The sequence below is a fragment of the Candidatus Kerfeldbacteria bacterium genome (genome assembly GCA_016214565.1).
Taxonomy (GTDB): Bacteria; Patescibacteriota; Patescibacteriia; order UBA10025; family JAHIVO01; genus JAXDBW01.
Map to the genome: position 1 here is coordinate 18,431 of JACROE010000002.1, position 15,924 is coordinate 34,354.

Annotated in this window: 18 protein-coding genes; 8 read left to right on the forward strand and 10 right to left on the reverse strand. The window is 47.2% G+C overall.

Annotated features, from left to right (window positions below; translation table 11 throughout):
* Positions 1–2: 2 nt before the first annotated feature.
* Positions 3–701, forward strand: a complete 699-nt coding sequence (locus HZC01_00085; GenBank protein ID MBI5037096.1) for a glycerophosphodiester phosphodiesterase — start codon at positions 3–5, stop codon at positions 699–701.
* On the opposite strand, the gene HZC01_00090 is transcribed toward HZC01_00085, so the two are convergent.
* The 3 genes from HZC01_00090 to recJ are packed head-to-tail and all read right to left on the reverse strand — an operon-like array spanning position 690 to position 3,675.
* Positions 690–1,568, reverse strand: a complete 879-nt coding sequence (locus HZC01_00090) for an alpha/beta fold hydrolase (GenBank protein ID MBI5037097.1) — start codon at positions 1,566–1,568, stop codon at positions 690–692. The genes HZC01_00085 and HZC01_00090 overlap by 12 nt on opposite strands.
* On the reverse strand, positions 1,565–1,972 hold the full coding sequence (locus HZC01_00095) for a ribonuclease HI family protein (GenBank protein ID MBI5037098.1): 408 nt from the start codon (positions 1,970–1,972) through the stop codon (positions 1,565–1,567). Before HZC01_00095 ends, HZC01_00090 begins: the two co-directional genes overlap by 4 nt.
* Positions 1,969–3,675: a single-stranded-DNA-specific exonuclease RecJ gene (gene recJ, locus HZC01_00100; GenBank protein MBI5037099.1), complete on the reverse strand. Its 1,707-nt coding sequence runs from the start codon at positions 3,673–3,675 to the stop codon at positions 1,969–1,971. Before recJ ends, HZC01_00095 begins: the two co-directional genes overlap by 4 nt.
* Positions 3,676–3,783: 108 nt before the next feature.
* Between recJ and HZC01_00105 the strand changes: the two genes are divergently transcribed.
* The 7 genes from HZC01_00105 to HZC01_00135 all read left to right on the forward strand — a co-directional run bounded on the left by HZC01_00105 (position 3,784) and on the right by HZC01_00135 (position 8,870).
* Positions 3,784–4,629, forward strand: coding sequence for an ATP-grasp domain-containing protein (locus tag HZC01_00105; GenBank protein ID MBI5037100.1), 846 nt, complete (start codon positions 3,784–3,786; stop codon positions 4,627–4,629).
* Complete coding sequence (locus HZC01_00110) at positions 4,610–5,137, forward strand: GNAT family N-acetyltransferase (protein MBI5037101.1); 528 nt, start codon at positions 4,610–4,612, stop codon at positions 5,135–5,137. Before HZC01_00105 ends, HZC01_00110 begins: the two co-directional genes overlap by 20 nt.
* The gene (locus tag HZC01_00115) at positions 5,134–6,099 is read left to right on the forward strand and encodes a hypothetical protein (protein ID MBI5037102.1); all 966 of its coding nucleotides are present in this window, start codon (positions 5,134–5,136) and stop codon (positions 6,097–6,099) included. Before HZC01_00110 ends, HZC01_00115 begins: the two co-directional genes overlap by 4 nt.
* A gap of 68 nt (positions 6,100–6,167) precedes the next feature.
* On the forward strand, positions 6,168–7,028 hold the full coding sequence (locus HZC01_00120) for an FTR1 family protein (protein MBI5037103.1): 861 nt from the start codon (positions 6,168–6,170) through the stop codon (positions 7,026–7,028).
* 12 nt (positions 7,029–7,040) lie between these two features.
* Positions 7,041–8,027 (forward strand): tRNA-dihydrouridine synthase, encoded by a 987-nt coding sequence (locus tag HZC01_00125; GenBank protein ID MBI5037104.1) that lies wholly within the window; start codon positions 7,041–7,043, stop codon positions 8,025–8,027.
* The gene (locus HZC01_00130) at positions 8,017–8,436 is read left to right on the forward strand and encodes an NUDIX domain-containing protein (GenBank protein MBI5037105.1); all 420 of its coding nucleotides are present in this window, start codon (positions 8,017–8,019) and stop codon (positions 8,434–8,436) included. Before HZC01_00125 ends, HZC01_00130 begins: the two co-directional genes overlap by 11 nt.
* On the forward strand, positions 8,433–8,870 hold the full coding sequence (locus tag HZC01_00135) for a hypothetical protein (GenBank protein MBI5037106.1): 438 nt from the start codon (positions 8,433–8,435) through the stop codon (positions 8,868–8,870). The genes HZC01_00130 and HZC01_00135 overlap by 4 nt, the downstream gene beginning before the upstream one ends.
* 56 nt (positions 8,871–8,926) lie before the next feature.
* Here HZC01_00135 and HZC01_00140 read toward each other — a convergent pair whose 3' ends face one another.
* From HZC01_00140 to HZC01_00170, 7 genes are all read right to left on the reverse strand, one after another.
* Entirely contained in the window at positions 8,927–9,085 is a 159-nt protein-coding gene (locus HZC01_00140; protein MBI5037107.1) for a hypothetical protein, read from the reverse strand.
* 103 nt (positions 9,086–9,188) lie between these two features.
* Positions 9,189–10,523: a hypothetical protein gene (locus tag HZC01_00145; protein ID MBI5037108.1), complete on the reverse strand. Its 1,335-nt coding sequence runs from the start codon at positions 10,521–10,523 to the stop codon at positions 9,189–9,191.
* A gap of 2 nt (positions 10,524–10,525) precedes the next feature.
* A complete protein-coding gene (locus HZC01_00150; GenBank protein MBI5037109.1) occupies positions 10,526–12,037 on the reverse strand; it encodes an MBOAT family protein in 1,512 nt (503 codons plus the stop codon).
* Positions 12,038–12,040: 3 nt separating this feature from the next.
* Complete coding sequence (locus HZC01_00155) at positions 12,041–12,976, reverse strand: carbohydrate kinase family protein (GenBank protein ID MBI5037110.1); 936 nt, start codon at positions 12,974–12,976, stop codon at positions 12,041–12,043.
* Position 12,977: 1 nt separating this feature from the next.
* Complete coding sequence (locus tag HZC01_00160) at positions 12,978–13,844, reverse strand: 2-oxoacid:ferredoxin oxidoreductase subunit beta (GenBank protein MBI5037111.1); 867 nt, start codon at positions 13,842–13,844, stop codon at positions 12,978–12,980.
* A 2-nt stretch (positions 13,845–13,846) separates the two neighbouring features.
* Positions 13,847–15,583, reverse strand: coding sequence for a 2-oxoacid:acceptor oxidoreductase subunit alpha (locus HZC01_00165; protein ID MBI5037112.1), 1,737 nt, complete (start codon positions 15,581–15,583; stop codon positions 13,847–13,849).
* A 37-nt stretch (positions 15,584–15,620) separates the two neighbouring features.
* On the reverse strand, positions 15,621–15,923 hold the full coding sequence (locus HZC01_00170) for a hypothetical protein (protein ID MBI5037113.1): 303 nt from the start codon (positions 15,921–15,923) through the stop codon (positions 15,621–15,623).
* Position 15,924 lies beyond the last annotated feature (1 nt).

Sequence of the window (15,924 nt, forward strand, 5' to 3'; positions counted from 1 at the left end):
ATATGACTAAACCACTCATTATCGGCCACCGTGGGGCTGCCGGCACCCACCCCGAAAACACCCTCAGTTCATTTGCCGCTGCCATAACCAGTGGGGTCCCCATGGTTGAATGCGATGTCCACGTGTGCAAGAGTAACCAGCTCGTCGTTATTCACGACGATTCAGTTGATCGCACCACCAATGGTACAGGACCAATTGCTAACCTGACACTCTCAGCACTCCAACAGTTAGACGCGGGTAATGGCGAACGCATCCCAACGCTTGACGAATTACTGCAACTCATTAACCACCGATGCTCCATCAATATTGAACTGAAGGGGGTTAATACTGCATTACCAGTAGCACAAAAAATTACCCAATACATACAAACACACGGCTGGAGCTTGGATCAATTTCTTGTTTCGTCATTTGACCACCCACAACTGCGTGCAATAAAAAAAATACTGCCCGATGTTAACATCGGGGTACTCTTTAGTAATGAGCTGCCAGTAGAACCAACCACCTACGCTCGTAGCATGCGCGCGTACTCTATCAATCCTGATAAAAAGTCAGTAACAGAGGAACTAGTATCGACAGCCCATCAAGCGGGCCTGAAAGTATTCACCTACACCGTCAATGAACCTACTGACTATGATCGAGTCACTGGTTGCCGGGTGGATGGTATCTTTACTGACTTTCCGGAACGCTATCTAGTGCAATAAAAACTTCCGGAAAAAACCAAGTACTTTATGTTCGTACTCGTCTTTAGTCATGGTATACGTATTACTGTGGTCTGCATTTTTGACCAGCCAAAATTCCTTAAGCCAAGGTGCGGTCCGATGAAATTCCATAGCGTCCTCTACCGGTATCCGCTTATCATGCGCACCATGAATAACCATGAGTGGCCGCGCCTCGAGGGCTTTCAGTCGGGAAATCGGATTGATGCCGGCATAATAAATACCGGTTCTAAATTTCATTACCAATAACGTAAGGTAGCCTAACGGAAAAAAGGGGATGCCTTTTAGGTACAGCTGAAAATTTTGCCAAATCACTGATTTAAACCGGGCAAACGTAGAATTGACCACCACCGCTCGAATATCCTCGATTTCACCGGATTTCAACAACGCCACGGCGCCTCCCATAGAAAAACCTAGTACGCCGATCCGCTGCATATTGATATCACCACGGCCACGCAGGTATTGAATGGCGCCTTCGAGATCAGCCACCTCCCGAGAGCCGAAGGTAATAAACTTACCCTCACTCTTTCCTGAGGCACGAAAATCAAACATAAACACCGTATACCCAGCATCATTTAAAAATTGAGCTTGGGGTAACATCTGTTCTTTAGAACGGCCATAGCCATGGAGTAGAATAACCGTCGCGCCATTTGAGCCGGGCACCAAGGCTCCATCTAGTTTTAATTCGTCAGCGGACTGAAACGTTACTCGCTCGGGATGTAAGTTATAGTTCTTCCATTCGTCATCCTTGATTTCACGGGGCTGCATAATAATGCGTGACGAAATATGCCACGCCATGCCAATAGCGAGGAATAACAAAATAACTACGCCCAATATAATATCGACGATCATGCGCCGTGATCTATAGCTTGGTTAACTAAACGGTCCGCTTCAGCATTTTCTTCGCGTGGAATATGACTGAAGGTAACGCGGCCCAATGTTTGGACAATATTCCAGGCTTGGATAAAAAGTTTGCCTAATGCAGCGTCCTTTACTCGATAGGTACGCCGCATCTGATTAACAATTAATTCGCTGTCCATATATACATCCACATCACGCTCACCCAAGGCCACAACTTTTTTCATTCCATCAATGAGCGCGGCGTATTCTGCTTGATTATTTGTTGCCTCGCCTAAATACCGAGCGCCTTCGGCAACCCGTTCAGATCCGCGATACAGCACAAAACCAGCTCCCGCCGGACCTGGGTTGCCCCGGGCTCCTCCATCCGTATATAATCGAACCACTTCAGGCGTCATACGTTTGATTTCCGCATATCTACTAATTTAAGCTGCAACTCACGGCTGCCATTCCATTCATTGATAGACAACTCAAAAACAATATCGACCATTTCGCCAATGCTCAAATCATTACCCCACGTGGCTCCTTTGCCAAAGGCAATCACCTTCTTAGTGACGCCACTTTGGACAACCTGAAGCCGCAAATGTTTGCCTTCAGCACCAACTTTTTGAAAATCAACAACTTCAAGCTTTTCTGCAAGCAGACGAACGGTAGGATTTCCCTGACCGCAGGGCTCAAAGCCCTCCAATTGGCTAACGAGCTCCCAATTGATATCAGCCAATACGGCGCGGGCATCGACTACTAGTCGCTTAGTTAAATCCTCCAGGCGCAATGCTTCGCCAGCTAATGCGGTCATGGATGACTTAAATGCTTCCAATGCGCCTGGCTTCAGGGTAAAACCGCAGGCACTGGCATGGCCGCCATACCGGTCAAGATACTGACTGCTTTTAACTAATGCGGCGGTTATATCAAAACCAGGAATTGATCGTCCCGAACCCATGATTTCACCATCGCGCTCGCCCATGACGATGACGGGCCGATCAAATTGATCCATGATGCGGCCAGCGACTAGACCGACTAATCCTGCTGACCAATCTTTGCCCATGGCAAATAGTATGCGCGCGTCACCAACCTCGCCCAGTTGCCGCTTTGATTCTTGTACCATTGATTCAGTCACCCGCTGGCGTTCTTTATTATTCTTATCTAAATTTTCCGCGACTTGTTTTGCTTCATCGCTATCCTCGGTCATCAACAATTCGTAGGCTGTATTGGCATGGTCAATCCGACCCGCTGCATTTAAGCGCGGTACCAATCCAAATCCAACGCCGGTGCCATCCACCGACGGGAGGTTGATGCGAGCTGACTGCGCCAAAGCCTGAATGCCCAAGCGACGAGTTTTGCGCAACACAATGAGACCATACTTAGTCAGTGTACGATTTTCACCAATCAATGGAACCATATCAGCGATAGTGCCGAGCGCTACTAAATCTAACAGCCATTTTTCAAAACCCTCTTTTAATTTTTTTCCTGCATCCTCTTTAATAAGTGCCTGAGCAAATTTAAAAGCGACTCCCGAGCCAGCTAATGCACGAAATGGGTACTCATCTGCGGCAACGCTGGGATTGATGATGGCAAATGCAGTTGGCAATGACGGTGGTTCTTCATGATGGTCAGTTACGATAATATCAATGCCGCGCTTCTCGGCCTCGGCAATTTCCGGAGCGTTACTAATGCCACAGTCAACCGTGATAACCAAACATACTTTCTGTTTCTGCAGCTCCGCCACGGTGTTCATATTCAAGCCGTACCCCTCAGACATGCGATGTGGAATATAAACCGAGACGTCGGCACCAAGTGCCTGGAGCGTCGAAACCATGATGGCCGAGGCGCATACCCCATCGGCATCATAGTCGCCATGCACCACAATCTTCTCGCCCGCCTCAATCGCTTTCATGGTGCGATCAATGGCGCGATGCATGTGACGAAACAAAAATGGATCATGGGTGTCCTGTCCATAATCCGGATTAAGAAATTCATCAATTTCCGCTTGATCAGACAATCCTCGATTGACCAATAACTGCAGTACTAAGGGATGAATCTCAGGAAATGAATTTCTGATCGTATCAGATACTGCTGGGGCGATCTGCCAAATACGTTCCATAGAATTGAGTATGAGTATACCATTTACTGACCATTTGCCGCAACGCTGCCTTGTGCCGGCTACTATTAACCCGTATACTTAAAGTATTATTGATACCCATATACGCCTATGGAATTTGTTACAATTACCAATTCGACAAATCCCCGAACCAACGAGCTGCTTTCGGCTGCCTGCCAGCAGCGAAAAATATCCTATCGGGAGCTGGACGCCGACCGTCATTCAACGACGGAATTGCCGCCCCTCGCTCCCGGGACACTCCTCTATCGAGTGGCAACCGGCATTAGACCAGCAACAATGGAACGGATGCTTCTCCGTTCTAATATTGTGACACTGTACCGCGACCCGCTCTATCTGCGTAATGACCGCTACGCCACGCTCACCCTATTCCACGCCGGCATCCCGATGCCCCGCACGATATTCTCCCCATTGCGCCAGTCGATTGACGCGGATGTCCGATACCTCGGCGGATACCCGGTCATTATCAAAATCATCGGCGGCAGTCATGGCATCGGCGTACTCCGTGCTGACTCACGCGAATCACTGTTATCCTTCATGGATTATCTAGATCAAGAAGAAATGTATTATATTCTGCGCAGTTATATTCATGTGCCAAATTCAGCTCGATTGATTGTCTTGGGTGCGCAGGTCATAGACAGCATTGAATACCAGGTTCCCGAAGGTGACTTCCGATCAAACGTCGGTGAAGCTCCAAAAGTACAACCTAAAAAATTTGATGCAACATTAGAACGATCGGCGGTAGCCGCCGTTCAGGCGCTGGGCCTAGAATTTGGTGGCGTCGACATTCTCTATGATACGCAGTCTCATTATGTCGTTGAAGTTAATTTCCCGTGCTATTTCGGACGGGCCCAAGACGCCACTGGATTTAATACGGCGGGTGCAGTGATTGATTATCTAAAAGCAAAAGCTGAAAAAAATGGCTACCTTGAGACTTGAGCCACTGCGTGAATCAATGCGCGAAGCATATTTGGATATCGCTCTCGAGATGATACAGCATCGAGAGCCAAATACTGAATGGCATTTTGATCGAGCCTTGAATGATTTTACTGGTTTACTGAAGTACTACCAAGAGCGAGCGCGCGGCATCAATCTACCGCCTGGCTTTAGTCCTGAAACAAAACTATTCGGCGTCGTCGATGGTATTATCATCGGCCGAGTGGGCATCCGACACAGCCTCACCCCAACCCAAACTGAAACGCTGGGGCATATCGGCTATATCGTCCGTCCGACGTGGCGAGGAAAAGGCTATGGTAAACAGCTTTTTTCACTCGCCTTGACTCATGCTCGTGAATTCGGCCTGGATAAAATCCACATCGTCTCTCGCCGAGATAATTACCCGTCACTCAGAATTCTCGCCCAGGTGAGCGCCACTCCCCAAAGTATCATTCGAGACGCACACGGAATAGAACGCAGCAGATTTATTATTGATTTAAAACGAACATGAAACGACTTCGGACGTATGCTCGTATCTATACGCGCGCTGCTCGATCACTAGGACTCCGGACCACGCAAATCAATGACCAGACGGTCGATATTACCTATCGAAATACAACTATCCGTTTTTACTATGCCATGAATAGTTTAAATGATAGTGTCGCGGCATCGCTCAGCCAAAATAAATCCGGGACAAATGCATTGTTGCGACGCGCTCGGTTACCGGTTTTTGACCAAGCGTGGTTTTCTCGCCATACCCGCAAGAGTATCAAAGACTACATTAAGAAAATTCATTATCCCGTCGTCGTCAAACCAGCCAGCGGCCTTCAGGGTCACGGCATAACGGTTAATGTGCGAGATGAGCAAACCCTAACATTTGCGATTGATCACGCGTTTGAATATGGCCAACGGGTTATTATTGAGAAATATTATCCGGGAACTGATTACCGAGTATTGATTTGCCAGGATAAAGTTCTCGCGCTGACCCACCGATTACCTGCTCAGGTTATTGGTGATGGGATACATACGATTGAAGAACTGATTAATCATGCAAATGAAATATTACCAAAAAAAATACTACTTGATCAGGAAATAAAAAATCGATTGCGAGAGCACGATGCAACGCTTCACACCATCCTTGAGCCTGGCCAACAAGTTGTTCTCCGATATCGCGCAAACGCTGCCCTTGGTGGAACAACAATCAACATTGATCCAAAGCAAGCTCATCCAGACAACCTACGTGCTTGTATAAAAGCAGTACACACCGTAGGCCTTAAACTTGCGGGAGTTGATTTTATGACTACCGACATAACACAATCCTACCTCAAAACTAAAGGCGGTATTACCGAAATTAATCATAACCCGGCGATAGATATTCATAGTAATGCAAGCAACCCCATTACTAATATTGCGGAACAAGTAGTACAAATATTGTTTGGTATGAAACGTGCGTTGCCTAAAAAACGAGTATAGTATAAACTGATAATCAGTATCAATAATAATTAAGCCCTGAATACGGCCCCTTACATACATTTCCTTCCATGGCCGCAAGCTTTCTCATCACCATTCGCGAATCACTTGAAGCAGCATTGATTGTGGGCATTGTTATCAGTTATTTGCGCCGCACTTCCCAAACAACCTACATCCGTGTGGCCTGGCTGGGAGTAATCGCCGGTGTCGCATTCAGCGTTTTCTGCGCAATCCTCTTCCAGCGGCTACTGGGAGGCTTTGTTGGACGTACCGAAGCAATTTTTGAAGGCTTTGCCATGTTAGCTGGCGGCCTACTCATAACCACACTGATTTTCTGGATGATGCAACGCTACCAGAGCAGTGCCAAATTAAAAAAACAGATTGATCAACATGTGACTGCTGCCTACCCCTGGGGCATTTTTTGGTTAACCGGTGTCGCGGTCATGCGCGAAGGCATAGAAACCGTTATTTTTCTCCAGTCAGCCCGCTTCACTTCCCCCGACCACAATTTGATCGGAGCCCTCCTCGGGATTGCCGCAGGCATTGCTCTCGGTTATGCAGTATATACGGGTACTCTCAAAATGAACCTAAAGCGCTTCTTTACCGTTACCGCCATATTACTGATGTTTATTGCGGCTGGACTTATTGCGCACGGCGTGCACGAATTGCAAGAAGCACACCTGCTTCCCTGGGGTACTGACGAACTATGGAATATTAATCCCACGCAATTGGCAGATGGGACCCTTCCATTTTGGCACGAAAATGGAACCGTCGGTAGTTTTCTGAAAAGCCTCTTTGGATTTAATGGCAATCCCTCTTTGTTAGAAGTGCTGGCATATGGTATTTATCTATCAGGTATCGCCGTGCTGTGGTATCTCATGCGCGGGTCAACCCAGACTAAAAAACCCGTTGACGCAGCAGAATCAGCGTGATACCGTAGTGCCATGTCGCACAAATCAATCTGGAAAACATTGCCACGGCCGATTATCGGCCTCTCCCCGATGGATGGCTATACCGATAGCGCTTTTCGACGTGTGTGCAAATCCGTCAATCCATCGGTTTTGGTATACACCGAATTTTCTTCAGCCGACGGTGTCCACCATGAGGCACGTCGGGTACTTGAGAAATTTACGTATCATCCGTCAGAACACCCAATCATTGCCCAAATATTTGGCAAAGATCCGGAGACCTTCGCCACAGCGGCAAAATATTTGGAAGCACAAGGCTTCGACGGAATCGACATAAATATGGGCTGCCCCTCAAAAAGCGTGGTGCGCTCCGAGCATGGCGTGGCACTACGTAAAAACTGCGATCGTGCGTTTCATTTGATTGAAACAGTAGCCAAAGCTACTTCCCTGCCAGTTTCTGTCAAAACACGCCTTGGCTGGAGTGACGCATCTGACCTGATATCATTTGGCAAGGGTTGCGAGAATGCCGGGGCGCAAGCCATTGCTATTCACGGCCGCACCTATACTGAGCCCTATAATTGTCCAGCTCGCTTTGAACCAATTTATGAACTGAAGAAAGCCGTCGCCATCCCTGTCCTCGGTAATGGCGGCATCACGTCCATTGCCGATGGAAAAGCGAAATTGGACAATCTGGACGGTTTCTTAATTGGCCAGGCCGCCATCGGCAACCCATGGGTATTTAGTGAACAACCCGCGCCGAGTTTTATTGAAAAAATACCCCTCATTAAAGAACACGCTCGGCTGCTTTTCGAACTGAAGGGCGAAAAATGGGCAGCCTTCGAAGTGCGCAAACATCTACTCGCCTACGTGCGTAATATCCCGCATGCCACTCAGTATCGTTCTCAATTAGTGCGCGTCACCAGCCTGACTGAAGTCAATGCCGCACTTGATGCAATTGGCGCGCAGGTGCACACTGAATCCATAGCAGCAAGCCAACAACCCATTCCCAGCTATGCCACCTAAATTATTCATTGCCACCAAAGCATTTATCCTCCACCAGGGCAAAATATTAATCGTGCGTGAAGCACCAACCTACGCCACCGGCACCCAAATCGGCAAATATGACGTGGTGGGTGGCCGTTTGCAGGCTGGGGAACATTTTGACGATGGCCTGAAACGTGAAGCCCGAGAAGAGGTTGGTTTGGAAATCGAAGTGGGCAGCCCATTTTTTGTCAACGAATCATGGCCAACCATTAACGGTGAACAACATCAAATCGTTCGAGTTTTTTTCCGTTGCACCGCAAAAACGACCGCGGTACAACTGAGCCACGATCATGATGATTTCCAGTGGATAGAACCTCACTACTATTTTCAATACCCTATTATTGAAAATCTAATTCCGGCATTTCAATCATTAATTACAAAGCGATGAACAATACGTTACTTATTTTCGCTTGGATCTGGGCGGCCATGATTGCTACGGCCTTTTGGGAAGCGTACGTCGAGGGCCGCAATGCCTGGGATAAGGGAAAGCTGGGCTGGAAAATCACGTTTGGAAAATATAGCCTCACGGGGTACCACTTTTTCTTATTCTATGTGATGTGGCCGCTCCTCCTCACACTTCCCTTTATCATGTTTGGCTGGGACACCCGGAAATTTGGCATTGTAGTTAGTGCCTTTACCTCAGGATCGGTTATTGAAGACTTTATGTGGTACGTGGTAAATCCAGTTGTCAAAGTATCAGAACTTAACACTGATTTTGCGAATTACTACCCTCGTGTGCGCCTCGGAAAAATTCGCATTCCCCTGTACTACTTTATTGGCATTGGGCTGGCCATACTTTCCTGGTATTTTTTGTGGCGATAACGTATTGAGAGAACGAAAAACAGCCCGGCCAAGCCGGGCTGTTTTATCATTTATGATTATGCAAGTTGATCTCGGTCAATGACACCAGTTCCATTTAACAGCGCCTTATGTTTATCCATTTCAATCTTGAAGAGCTTCAACTCATCAGTAACTTCGTCAAATATGCCTTGAAACTTGCCATTGGGTTGTCGCTCATTAAGTGTTTGGTAGTCCATATATTATTGAAATTATGCTTATATTAAAATAACTGAGCATAATAACATGGCCCCTATTCATTGTCAATAGGGGGCGCTGCGGGCGTATGCAAACAATGGATGGCTACTTCAGGCCAATGTACAGCGCGTCATATAATTGGCGCTCAACAAACTCAAGCACCACAACATCTGGTTGCTCTATTTCGACAATGGTCTGATCAATCGGATAATTGCGAATAAAGACCGATCGACTAAAATTTTCCGAAATAAATGGCGCCATGGCATTCGTAAAAGAATCACGAAACATCAAAAGCCGTGGTAAGTCTGATGCGGTGATCTCTTTTGCTAAAACAGATTTTTCCGGATCGGGATTTGGATTCTCAAAGGCGAACGACGCATTTACAGCCTGGCGCGGCGCTTTTGGGATTAGTTTAATTTGCTCTTCTTGCAAGTCCTCTTGGAGTGACAGCATAATGGCCAAATCAGCTCCACCAGCTATCTGTGTTTTGATAGTAAAATCTTCAATTGAGGGTATTGAAATTGCAGGAAAATCTTTTTGAATAGCTCGTAGTAACGCACGATATCCGATATAAGCCCCATATTCATTCCAATGCGTTCCGGTTTTCTCATACAGTCGACTGGCTGGCTTAGCTGCTAATAAATCAGCTCGTGGATCAATAATGGTTATGTCAGTGTGCTGCTCTAAATACTGTATCGTCTGGTCGAGGCGAGTCAAAGGTCCAACCCGATTGTAAATGTCGGGCATGTATTCACCATAAATCGTGTGTTTGTCAGGTGCCGCCATCACATAAAATGCAATCCCCTGCGCCGCGAGGTCATCTTTTGTTTTAATAATATTATCGGCAATAGTTTTTAATTCTGCATCAGATAACGGTTGCGTGGCGCGATAATCATCAATGGTCGTCCCGGCTGAATAAAAATACCAACCATCTTTTCCTAAAATAGCATTCGTCTCGATGGTAACATGTTCTCGCGGCAGCGTTTCAGGTTGTGGCTCCGGCTGTGCCGTGTTGGTTTGCGAGGTATTTGTCGCAGGTTGTACGACTTCGTCTGCGTCGGGTAACGTAGGTGTTTCCGCAGTCGGAATCGTCGGTGCCTGGTCAGTTGCGGTTTGGTGCACCGCTACGCCCCGAATCGGCACGGTCTTAAACCACTTCACGTACATGCGCAAGTGCCAACCAACGAGAACATTCCGAAATCCAAAATGATCATTTAAGTATGATTCAAACGAACGGCGAAATGGCGCCGTATAAAAAGTTTTAACTGCAAATTCTGGCAGTTCGGCCAATCGTCGATTTTCCGTATTGCTGGTTGGCACTGACCAACCGGCTGCTACCATGATCCCAGGCACGGCTAATGCAGCCAAAAATACAACTACCAATACATACTCCCCCCAGACTGGCATGATCTCTTTATGCTCGTGGTGCATGAGCGGCATAGTTAAAACCTGAAATAAATAAATGGATTGTAGGTATCATTCGCCATATGCATGACCGTCAGTAAGAAAATTCCCGCCAATGCAATGAAGACTGCCGTAGTCCACGAAACTTGGATAATACGCCCACTCACGTGAGCGCTTTGTTCCCACCAGCGACGAATGTGGCCGTGCAACCACGGGATAACTGGCGTGCAACCAATAATACCAGCAACAAACGCCCATAGAATCACCGGGGTAACAAATAAGCCTAGGTGGTACTCTGTTTGACCGGCAGTACCAAATCTGAACATGGCTATAATAAACTGCCACGCCTCCCCTAATGTTTCGGCACGAAAGAAAACCCAACCAATTAAGACAACGAAGAGTACATACAGTTGTCGGATCGGCCACCAGACTCGGCCAAGCAACTCACCGAAACGAGTTCGCTCAAGTAGCAAAAAAACCCCGTGAAATAATCCCCAAACGATAAAATTCCAACTAGAACCGTGCCACAAACCGGTCACAAAAAATACAAAGAGTAAATTAAAATATACTCGTCCGCGAGAGCGTTTATTACCACCCAACGGAATATACAAATAGTCACGAAACCAAGTGGACAATGAAATATGCCATCGACGCCAGAAATCTCGGATTGATTTTGCTACATAGGGAAAATTAAAATTCTCAAGAAAGTTGAAACCAAGCATGCGTCCCATGCCAATCGCCATATCCGAGTATCCGGAAAAATCAAAATAAATTTGCAGTGCATAACAGACAGCCCCAAACCACGTCATCGGAGCGGTCAGTGCCTCAGCGGGTAAGGCAAAAATTGCATCTGCCGGAACAGCTACTAAATTGGCAATGAGCATTTTCTTGCCCAGCCCCATAACAAACCGACGTATGCCATAGGCAAATCCGTTGCGCGTGACAATACGGTCAATCAGCTCGCGTGCCACCACTTCATAGCGTACAATCGGCCCAGCTACCAGCTGAGGAAACATGGTGACGAATGCCATAAAATCGATGTAGCTCGTCGTTGCCTTAACCGTACCGCGGTATACATCAATGGTATAGCTCATTGATTGGAAAGTATAGAAGCTAATGCCCAAAGGTAGCACTATCTGCCACATGCCCGAGAGGGTAATTGTCTGCCAGCCAAAAAATTCAAAAATGGCATTAAGATTATCAATGCCAAAATTAAAATATTTAAAAAACCCAAGTAACGCCAAATTAGAAACTACGGAGAGTACCAAAAATACAGTCTGGGATCGGCTCCGATGGGTCGTGATAAATGCCCGTGCTGCCCGTGGCCGAAAGATTCCTCGAAATCCCCGCTCAATTCCTAAACCAGCAACGTAATCAATCCCAGAGGTCAGAAGCATAATCATAACTAATTTTCCCTCACCCCAAGTATAAAAAATCAAGCTGACGATGAGTAGCCACAGGTTACGCAACCGCTGTGTACGCAGCGAAAAATATATAATAAAAAAAATTGGAAGAAACGCGAATAAGAAAATTGGCGAACTAAACAGCATACGTTATTCCAGGGTGTGACCAAATGCTTGATTAAATCTCTGACGAATCGTCGTACTCGTAAAACGATAGGTCTGTGTTCCATACTGCTCGACGGCATGGACGGCCACCGTAGCAGCGAATCGACCAATTGTTTCAATCGAATACCCGCGGAGCAAACCAGCGATGAATCCCGCTCGATACGCGTCCCCCGCGCCTGTGGGATCGACCAGTCGTCGCGGCTTCACAATCGGAATTCGATACTGCTCCCCACCCGCGTACACGTCAGAACCCGCCCCACCCCGCGTCACGATTAACAATTCAAGTCGCTTCCGCAGTTGAGGAAGCGGTAATGAGGTTTTTGAAACAATCATGGCTAATTCATAATCGTTGCAAAACATCCCCAGTGCGCCGCTAATCCCCTGCAAGAGTGTAGCTTTTGACAGCGCCGTGGTTACCTGTCCCGGATCGAAAAAATACAACACCTGATGCTTATGAAGTTCGCGTGGCAATCGATCCATATCTACGAGATTCCCCGGGGATATAATTGCCAAACCGACATCGGTAAATAATGATTTCGGAAAACTACCGTAGGATCGCCCCAAGGCGCCGGGGAAAAATCCGGTAATTTGATTATCGTCCTGATCAGTAATAATATGCGCGGCGGCGGTTGCCTGAAGATCGGTACGAATGGTCGCCTGCGAGATCCGATGACGAGAAAGCCAAGTGCGATATGCCCCAAAATCACTCCCCGATCGAGCTATGATGCGCGGCTCGACGCCTAAAAGACGTAACCCGTACGCAATATTGCCAGCGGTTCCGCCAAATTCCTGACGAAATGTCGATACATTGAAACTCACATTCAACTGGTGGATTTTCTTGGGAAGAATATGATCACCAAAATGTCCCGGAAAATCCATAATCCGATCATAGGCTAGTGATCCTGAAACGATAACGCGCATGCTATCGGTATATTTCAAGTGATCGAGTAATATCAATGCGATCTATTCGATGCTTCACCAATGGTGTTTTCAGTTGCTCGAGTCGATCGTGGTACGTCGGCTTCTCAATTTGGTAAAACACCCCCAGGGGAATTTTCCCATCGGTCCGCACTGCTTGCATCAGTGCTGCTTGATAATCTGAGGTGTTATGCTTTTCGTCTTCTAGCTTTATCACCCGCTCCTTGTACCAAGGAAATTCATTTAATTTATTAAATGTCGGGCAGAGCTGCATAATATTGATAAATGAAAACCCTCGGTGCTTGATCGCTTGCTTGATCAGCTCTTTGAGTTGCGGAATGTCAGAAGAGAACCCCTGCGCCACAAACGTCGCGCCATTCAGTATGGCGGTAGCAATAGGATTAAAAGGATGATCAATATTACCAAACGGCGCTGATTTCGTTTTCATGCCCTCCTCCGATGTTGGCGAGGTTTGGCCAGTCGTTAAACTATACAAATGATTGTCGTGCACTAAATAGGTAATATCAATGTTGGTCCGGGCGGTATGGACAAAATGACTGATCCCCTCACCATACGCATCGCCGTCACCCGAATCAGCCACCACGGTCAATTCGCTATTAGCCAGCTTCACACCAGATGCCACCGGCAATGAACGGCCATGAATGCCATGAAAGGCATAGACGTTATAAAAATTTGATCCGTTGGAAGAACAGCCGATGCCGAAAATCATAGCTATCTGGTGCGGCGGAATGCCAAGCTCAGCAAAGGCGCCTTTGGTGGCAGGCATAATGCCAAAATTGCCACAACCCGGACACCAGCTGGGGGTGTATTTCGTCGTGTAATCGCGCTGAGTTAGGGGTGTGGTCGCCATACTTATTTCATGTCTTTCACTGATTGGACAATCTCATGCGGAAAAAACGGTCGCCCATCATACTTCAATATTTTATAATCAGACGCTAAGCCGGTCTGCTCGCGAATCCAACCGGCTAATTGGCCAGTTTTATTTCCTTCTACTATGGCTATCTTTTTTGCTTTGGTAAATACTTCGCGAATCTTTTTGACGGGTAACGGGCTAATATATAGAATCTGCAAAAAATTAACTTTCATGCCTGCGGCGCGTAAATCCTCCATCGCTTCGAGAATGGCACCTCGGGTAGAGCCCCAGGACACGAATGTCAGGTCAGCATGTGCGTCGCCCTCCAGTTCAGGATCAGGCAACAACCGGGCGGCTGCATCAATTTTCTTATATCGCTTATCCATTTGGCGTACGCGCATCTCTGAACCCTCTTCACTAAATCCTTCTTCCGTATGTTCATCGCTATTTTGAATATGTTCACCGCCTGGCGTACCCGGTAACGTGCGTGGGGAAATGCCATGCTCGACGTCTAAGGCGTATCGTTTGTAAGGTTTATGCTTTTCTACATCACCTGCATCATAGATCAACCCGCGATCCAACGTGCGTGGTTTGAGATCAAGTTTGTCCACCCAGATGTTACATTCCGCCAACTGCTTATCAGTCAAAATGACGACCGGCGTCTGATATCGCTCCGCCAGATCAAACGCAGTCTGGGTCATTTCAAAACATTGCTCAATACTACCAGGGGCTAATACAAATCGAGGAAATTCATCCTGGGACGAGTGCAACACAAATCGTAAATCTCCCTGGCCGGTCCAGGTGGGCATACCGGTCGAAGGACCAGGGCGGATAGCGTTCACCATCACTACCGGGACCTCCATCATGCCAGCCATGCCATAGGTCTCTGACATCAGAGAAAATCCGCCACCTGACGTACCGGTCATTGCGCGCAGTCCCGCATAGCCGGCACCGACGGCGACATTCACCGCGGAGATTTCATCTTCACAGTGCTTGACCACCATTTGATAGTTTCGCGCTTGCAACGCTAAGTTATGCAAAATTGAAGTGGCCGGCGTCATGGGATATGCAGCGTACAACTTGCAACCAGCTTTTATCGCTCCCCAAGCAATCGCTTCATTGCCCGTCATAAAGAGTCGGTTGGGATTTTTCTGAGTCTTTACTAAAAATGGCGACGGTTGGGACATGTGCGATTTGATGTAATCATACCCAGCTTTAGCCAGGCGTACATTCAAATCAACTTCTTTGCCCTTATTTCCAAAATTAAATTCTATAATATCGTTGAGCGGCCCAAATTCTACCCCCAGCACGGCAATACTTGCACCCAGCGCTACAACATTGCGCATGACTTTTTCGCCACCGTTTTCTTCCACTAGTTGATCCATCGGAATCACATGCACAGTTGCCTTACTGGGTAATTGCGCCACTGGAGCAGTGACTTGGCTGTCATTAATAATGACAATCGCATTCTCGGCTAATTCCTGGTGGTGCTCATCAAAAGTCATTTGATCCAAACACACCAAAATGCTCACTGGCCGTCGTGTGGTATAGATCGGCTGAGGCGATACGGTAATTTCGTAGGTATTGTGGCCGCCACGAATCAACGATGGATATTCATCATATGCAAAAACATACTGCCCCAATCGAAGCATGGCTCGGGCAAACATAGCGCCGACTGACTTGATGCCAAAGCCGGCTGGGCCTCCAATTTTCCAATTAATCCAAGTACGTTCCATTCATCTAGTATACACGAAATCAACCAAAATTCAAAAATTATTGCAGGCTTTTGAGGTATGTATCAATGCGTTCAGCCTCTGCCAGCACCAGATCGCCATCGTACTGCCCCGAGTGGGCGTGCGACCCAGCGTATGACGGACGTTTCTCATCATAATGCAGCTTGAGACTGACCCCTGACCGAGTAGTATGCGGGTAGATATGAAATCGCGGATACCCTAAACTGTGCAACCGCCTAATAAAGGACGTGTCGCCTTGGCGATTGCGGTTTTCATGATACCCAAGTCGACCCATCAGGACTTTCAGATTTTCCGGCAATGTGCCTGTTAAGCGTATCTCCATA

Excerpts from the sequence above, each read along its gene's own strand:
- HZC01_00085 (MBI5037096.1), top strand. The coding sequence starts at position 3 with ATGACTAAACCACTCATTATCGGCCACCGTGGGGCTGCCGGCACCCAC.
- HZC01_00090 (MBI5037097.1), bottom strand. The coding sequence starts at position 1,568 with ATGATCGTCGATATTATATTGGGCGTAGTTATTTTGTTATTCCTCGCT.
- HZC01_00095 (MBI5037098.1), bottom strand. The coding sequence starts at position 1,972 with ATGACGCCTGAAGTGGTTCGATTATATACGGATGGAGGAGCCCGGGGC.
- recJ (MBI5037099.1), bottom strand. The coding sequence starts at position 3,675 with ATGGAACGTATTTGGCAGATCGCCCCAGCAGTATCTGATACGATCAGA.
- HZC01_00105 (MBI5037100.1), top strand. The coding sequence starts at position 3,784 with ATGGAATTTGTTACAATTACCAATTCGACAAATCCCCGAACCAACGAG.
- HZC01_00110 (MBI5037101.1), top strand. The coding sequence starts at position 4,610 with ATGGCTACCTTGAGACTTGAGCCACTGCGTGAATCAATGCGCGAAGCA.
- HZC01_00115 (MBI5037102.1), top strand. The coding sequence starts at position 5,134 with ATGAAACGACTTCGGACGTATGCTCGTATCTATACGCGCGCTGCTCGA.
- HZC01_00120 (MBI5037103.1), top strand. The coding sequence starts at position 6,168 with ATGGCCGCAAGCTTTCTCATCACCATTCGCGAATCACTTGAAGCAGCA.
- HZC01_00125 (MBI5037104.1), top strand. The coding sequence starts at position 7,041 with ATGTCGCACAAATCAATCTGGAAAACATTGCCACGGCCGATTATCGGC.
- HZC01_00130 (MBI5037105.1), top strand. The coding sequence starts at position 8,017 with ATGCCACCTAAATTATTCATTGCCACCAAAGCATTTATCCTCCACCAG.
- HZC01_00135 (MBI5037106.1), top strand. The coding sequence starts at position 8,433 with ATGAACAATACGTTACTTATTTTCGCTTGGATCTGGGCGGCCATGATT.
- HZC01_00140 (MBI5037107.1), bottom strand. The coding sequence starts at position 9,085 with ATGGACTACCAAACACTTAATGAGCGACAACCCAATGGCAAGTTTCAA.
- HZC01_00145 (MBI5037108.1), bottom strand. The coding sequence starts at position 10,523 with ATGCCGCTCATGCACCACGAGCATAAAGAGATCATGCCAGTCTGGGGG.
- HZC01_00150 (MBI5037109.1), bottom strand. The coding sequence starts at position 12,037 with ATGCTGTTTAGTTCGCCAATTTTCTTATTCGCGTTTCTTCCAATTTTT.
- HZC01_00155 (MBI5037110.1), bottom strand. The coding sequence starts at position 12,976 with ATGCGCGTTATCGTTTCAGGATCACTAGCCTATGATCGGATTATGGAT.
- HZC01_00160 (MBI5037111.1), bottom strand. The coding sequence starts at position 13,844 with ATGGCGACCACACCCCTAACTCAGCGCGATTACACGACGAAATACACC.
- HZC01_00165 (MBI5037112.1), bottom strand. The coding sequence starts at position 15,583 with ATGGAACGTACTTGGATTAATTGGAAAATTGGAGGCCCAGCCGGCTTT.
- HZC01_00170 (MBI5037113.1), bottom strand. The coding sequence starts at position 15,923 with ATGGAGATACGCTTAACAGGCACATTGCCGGAAAATCTGAAAGTCCTG.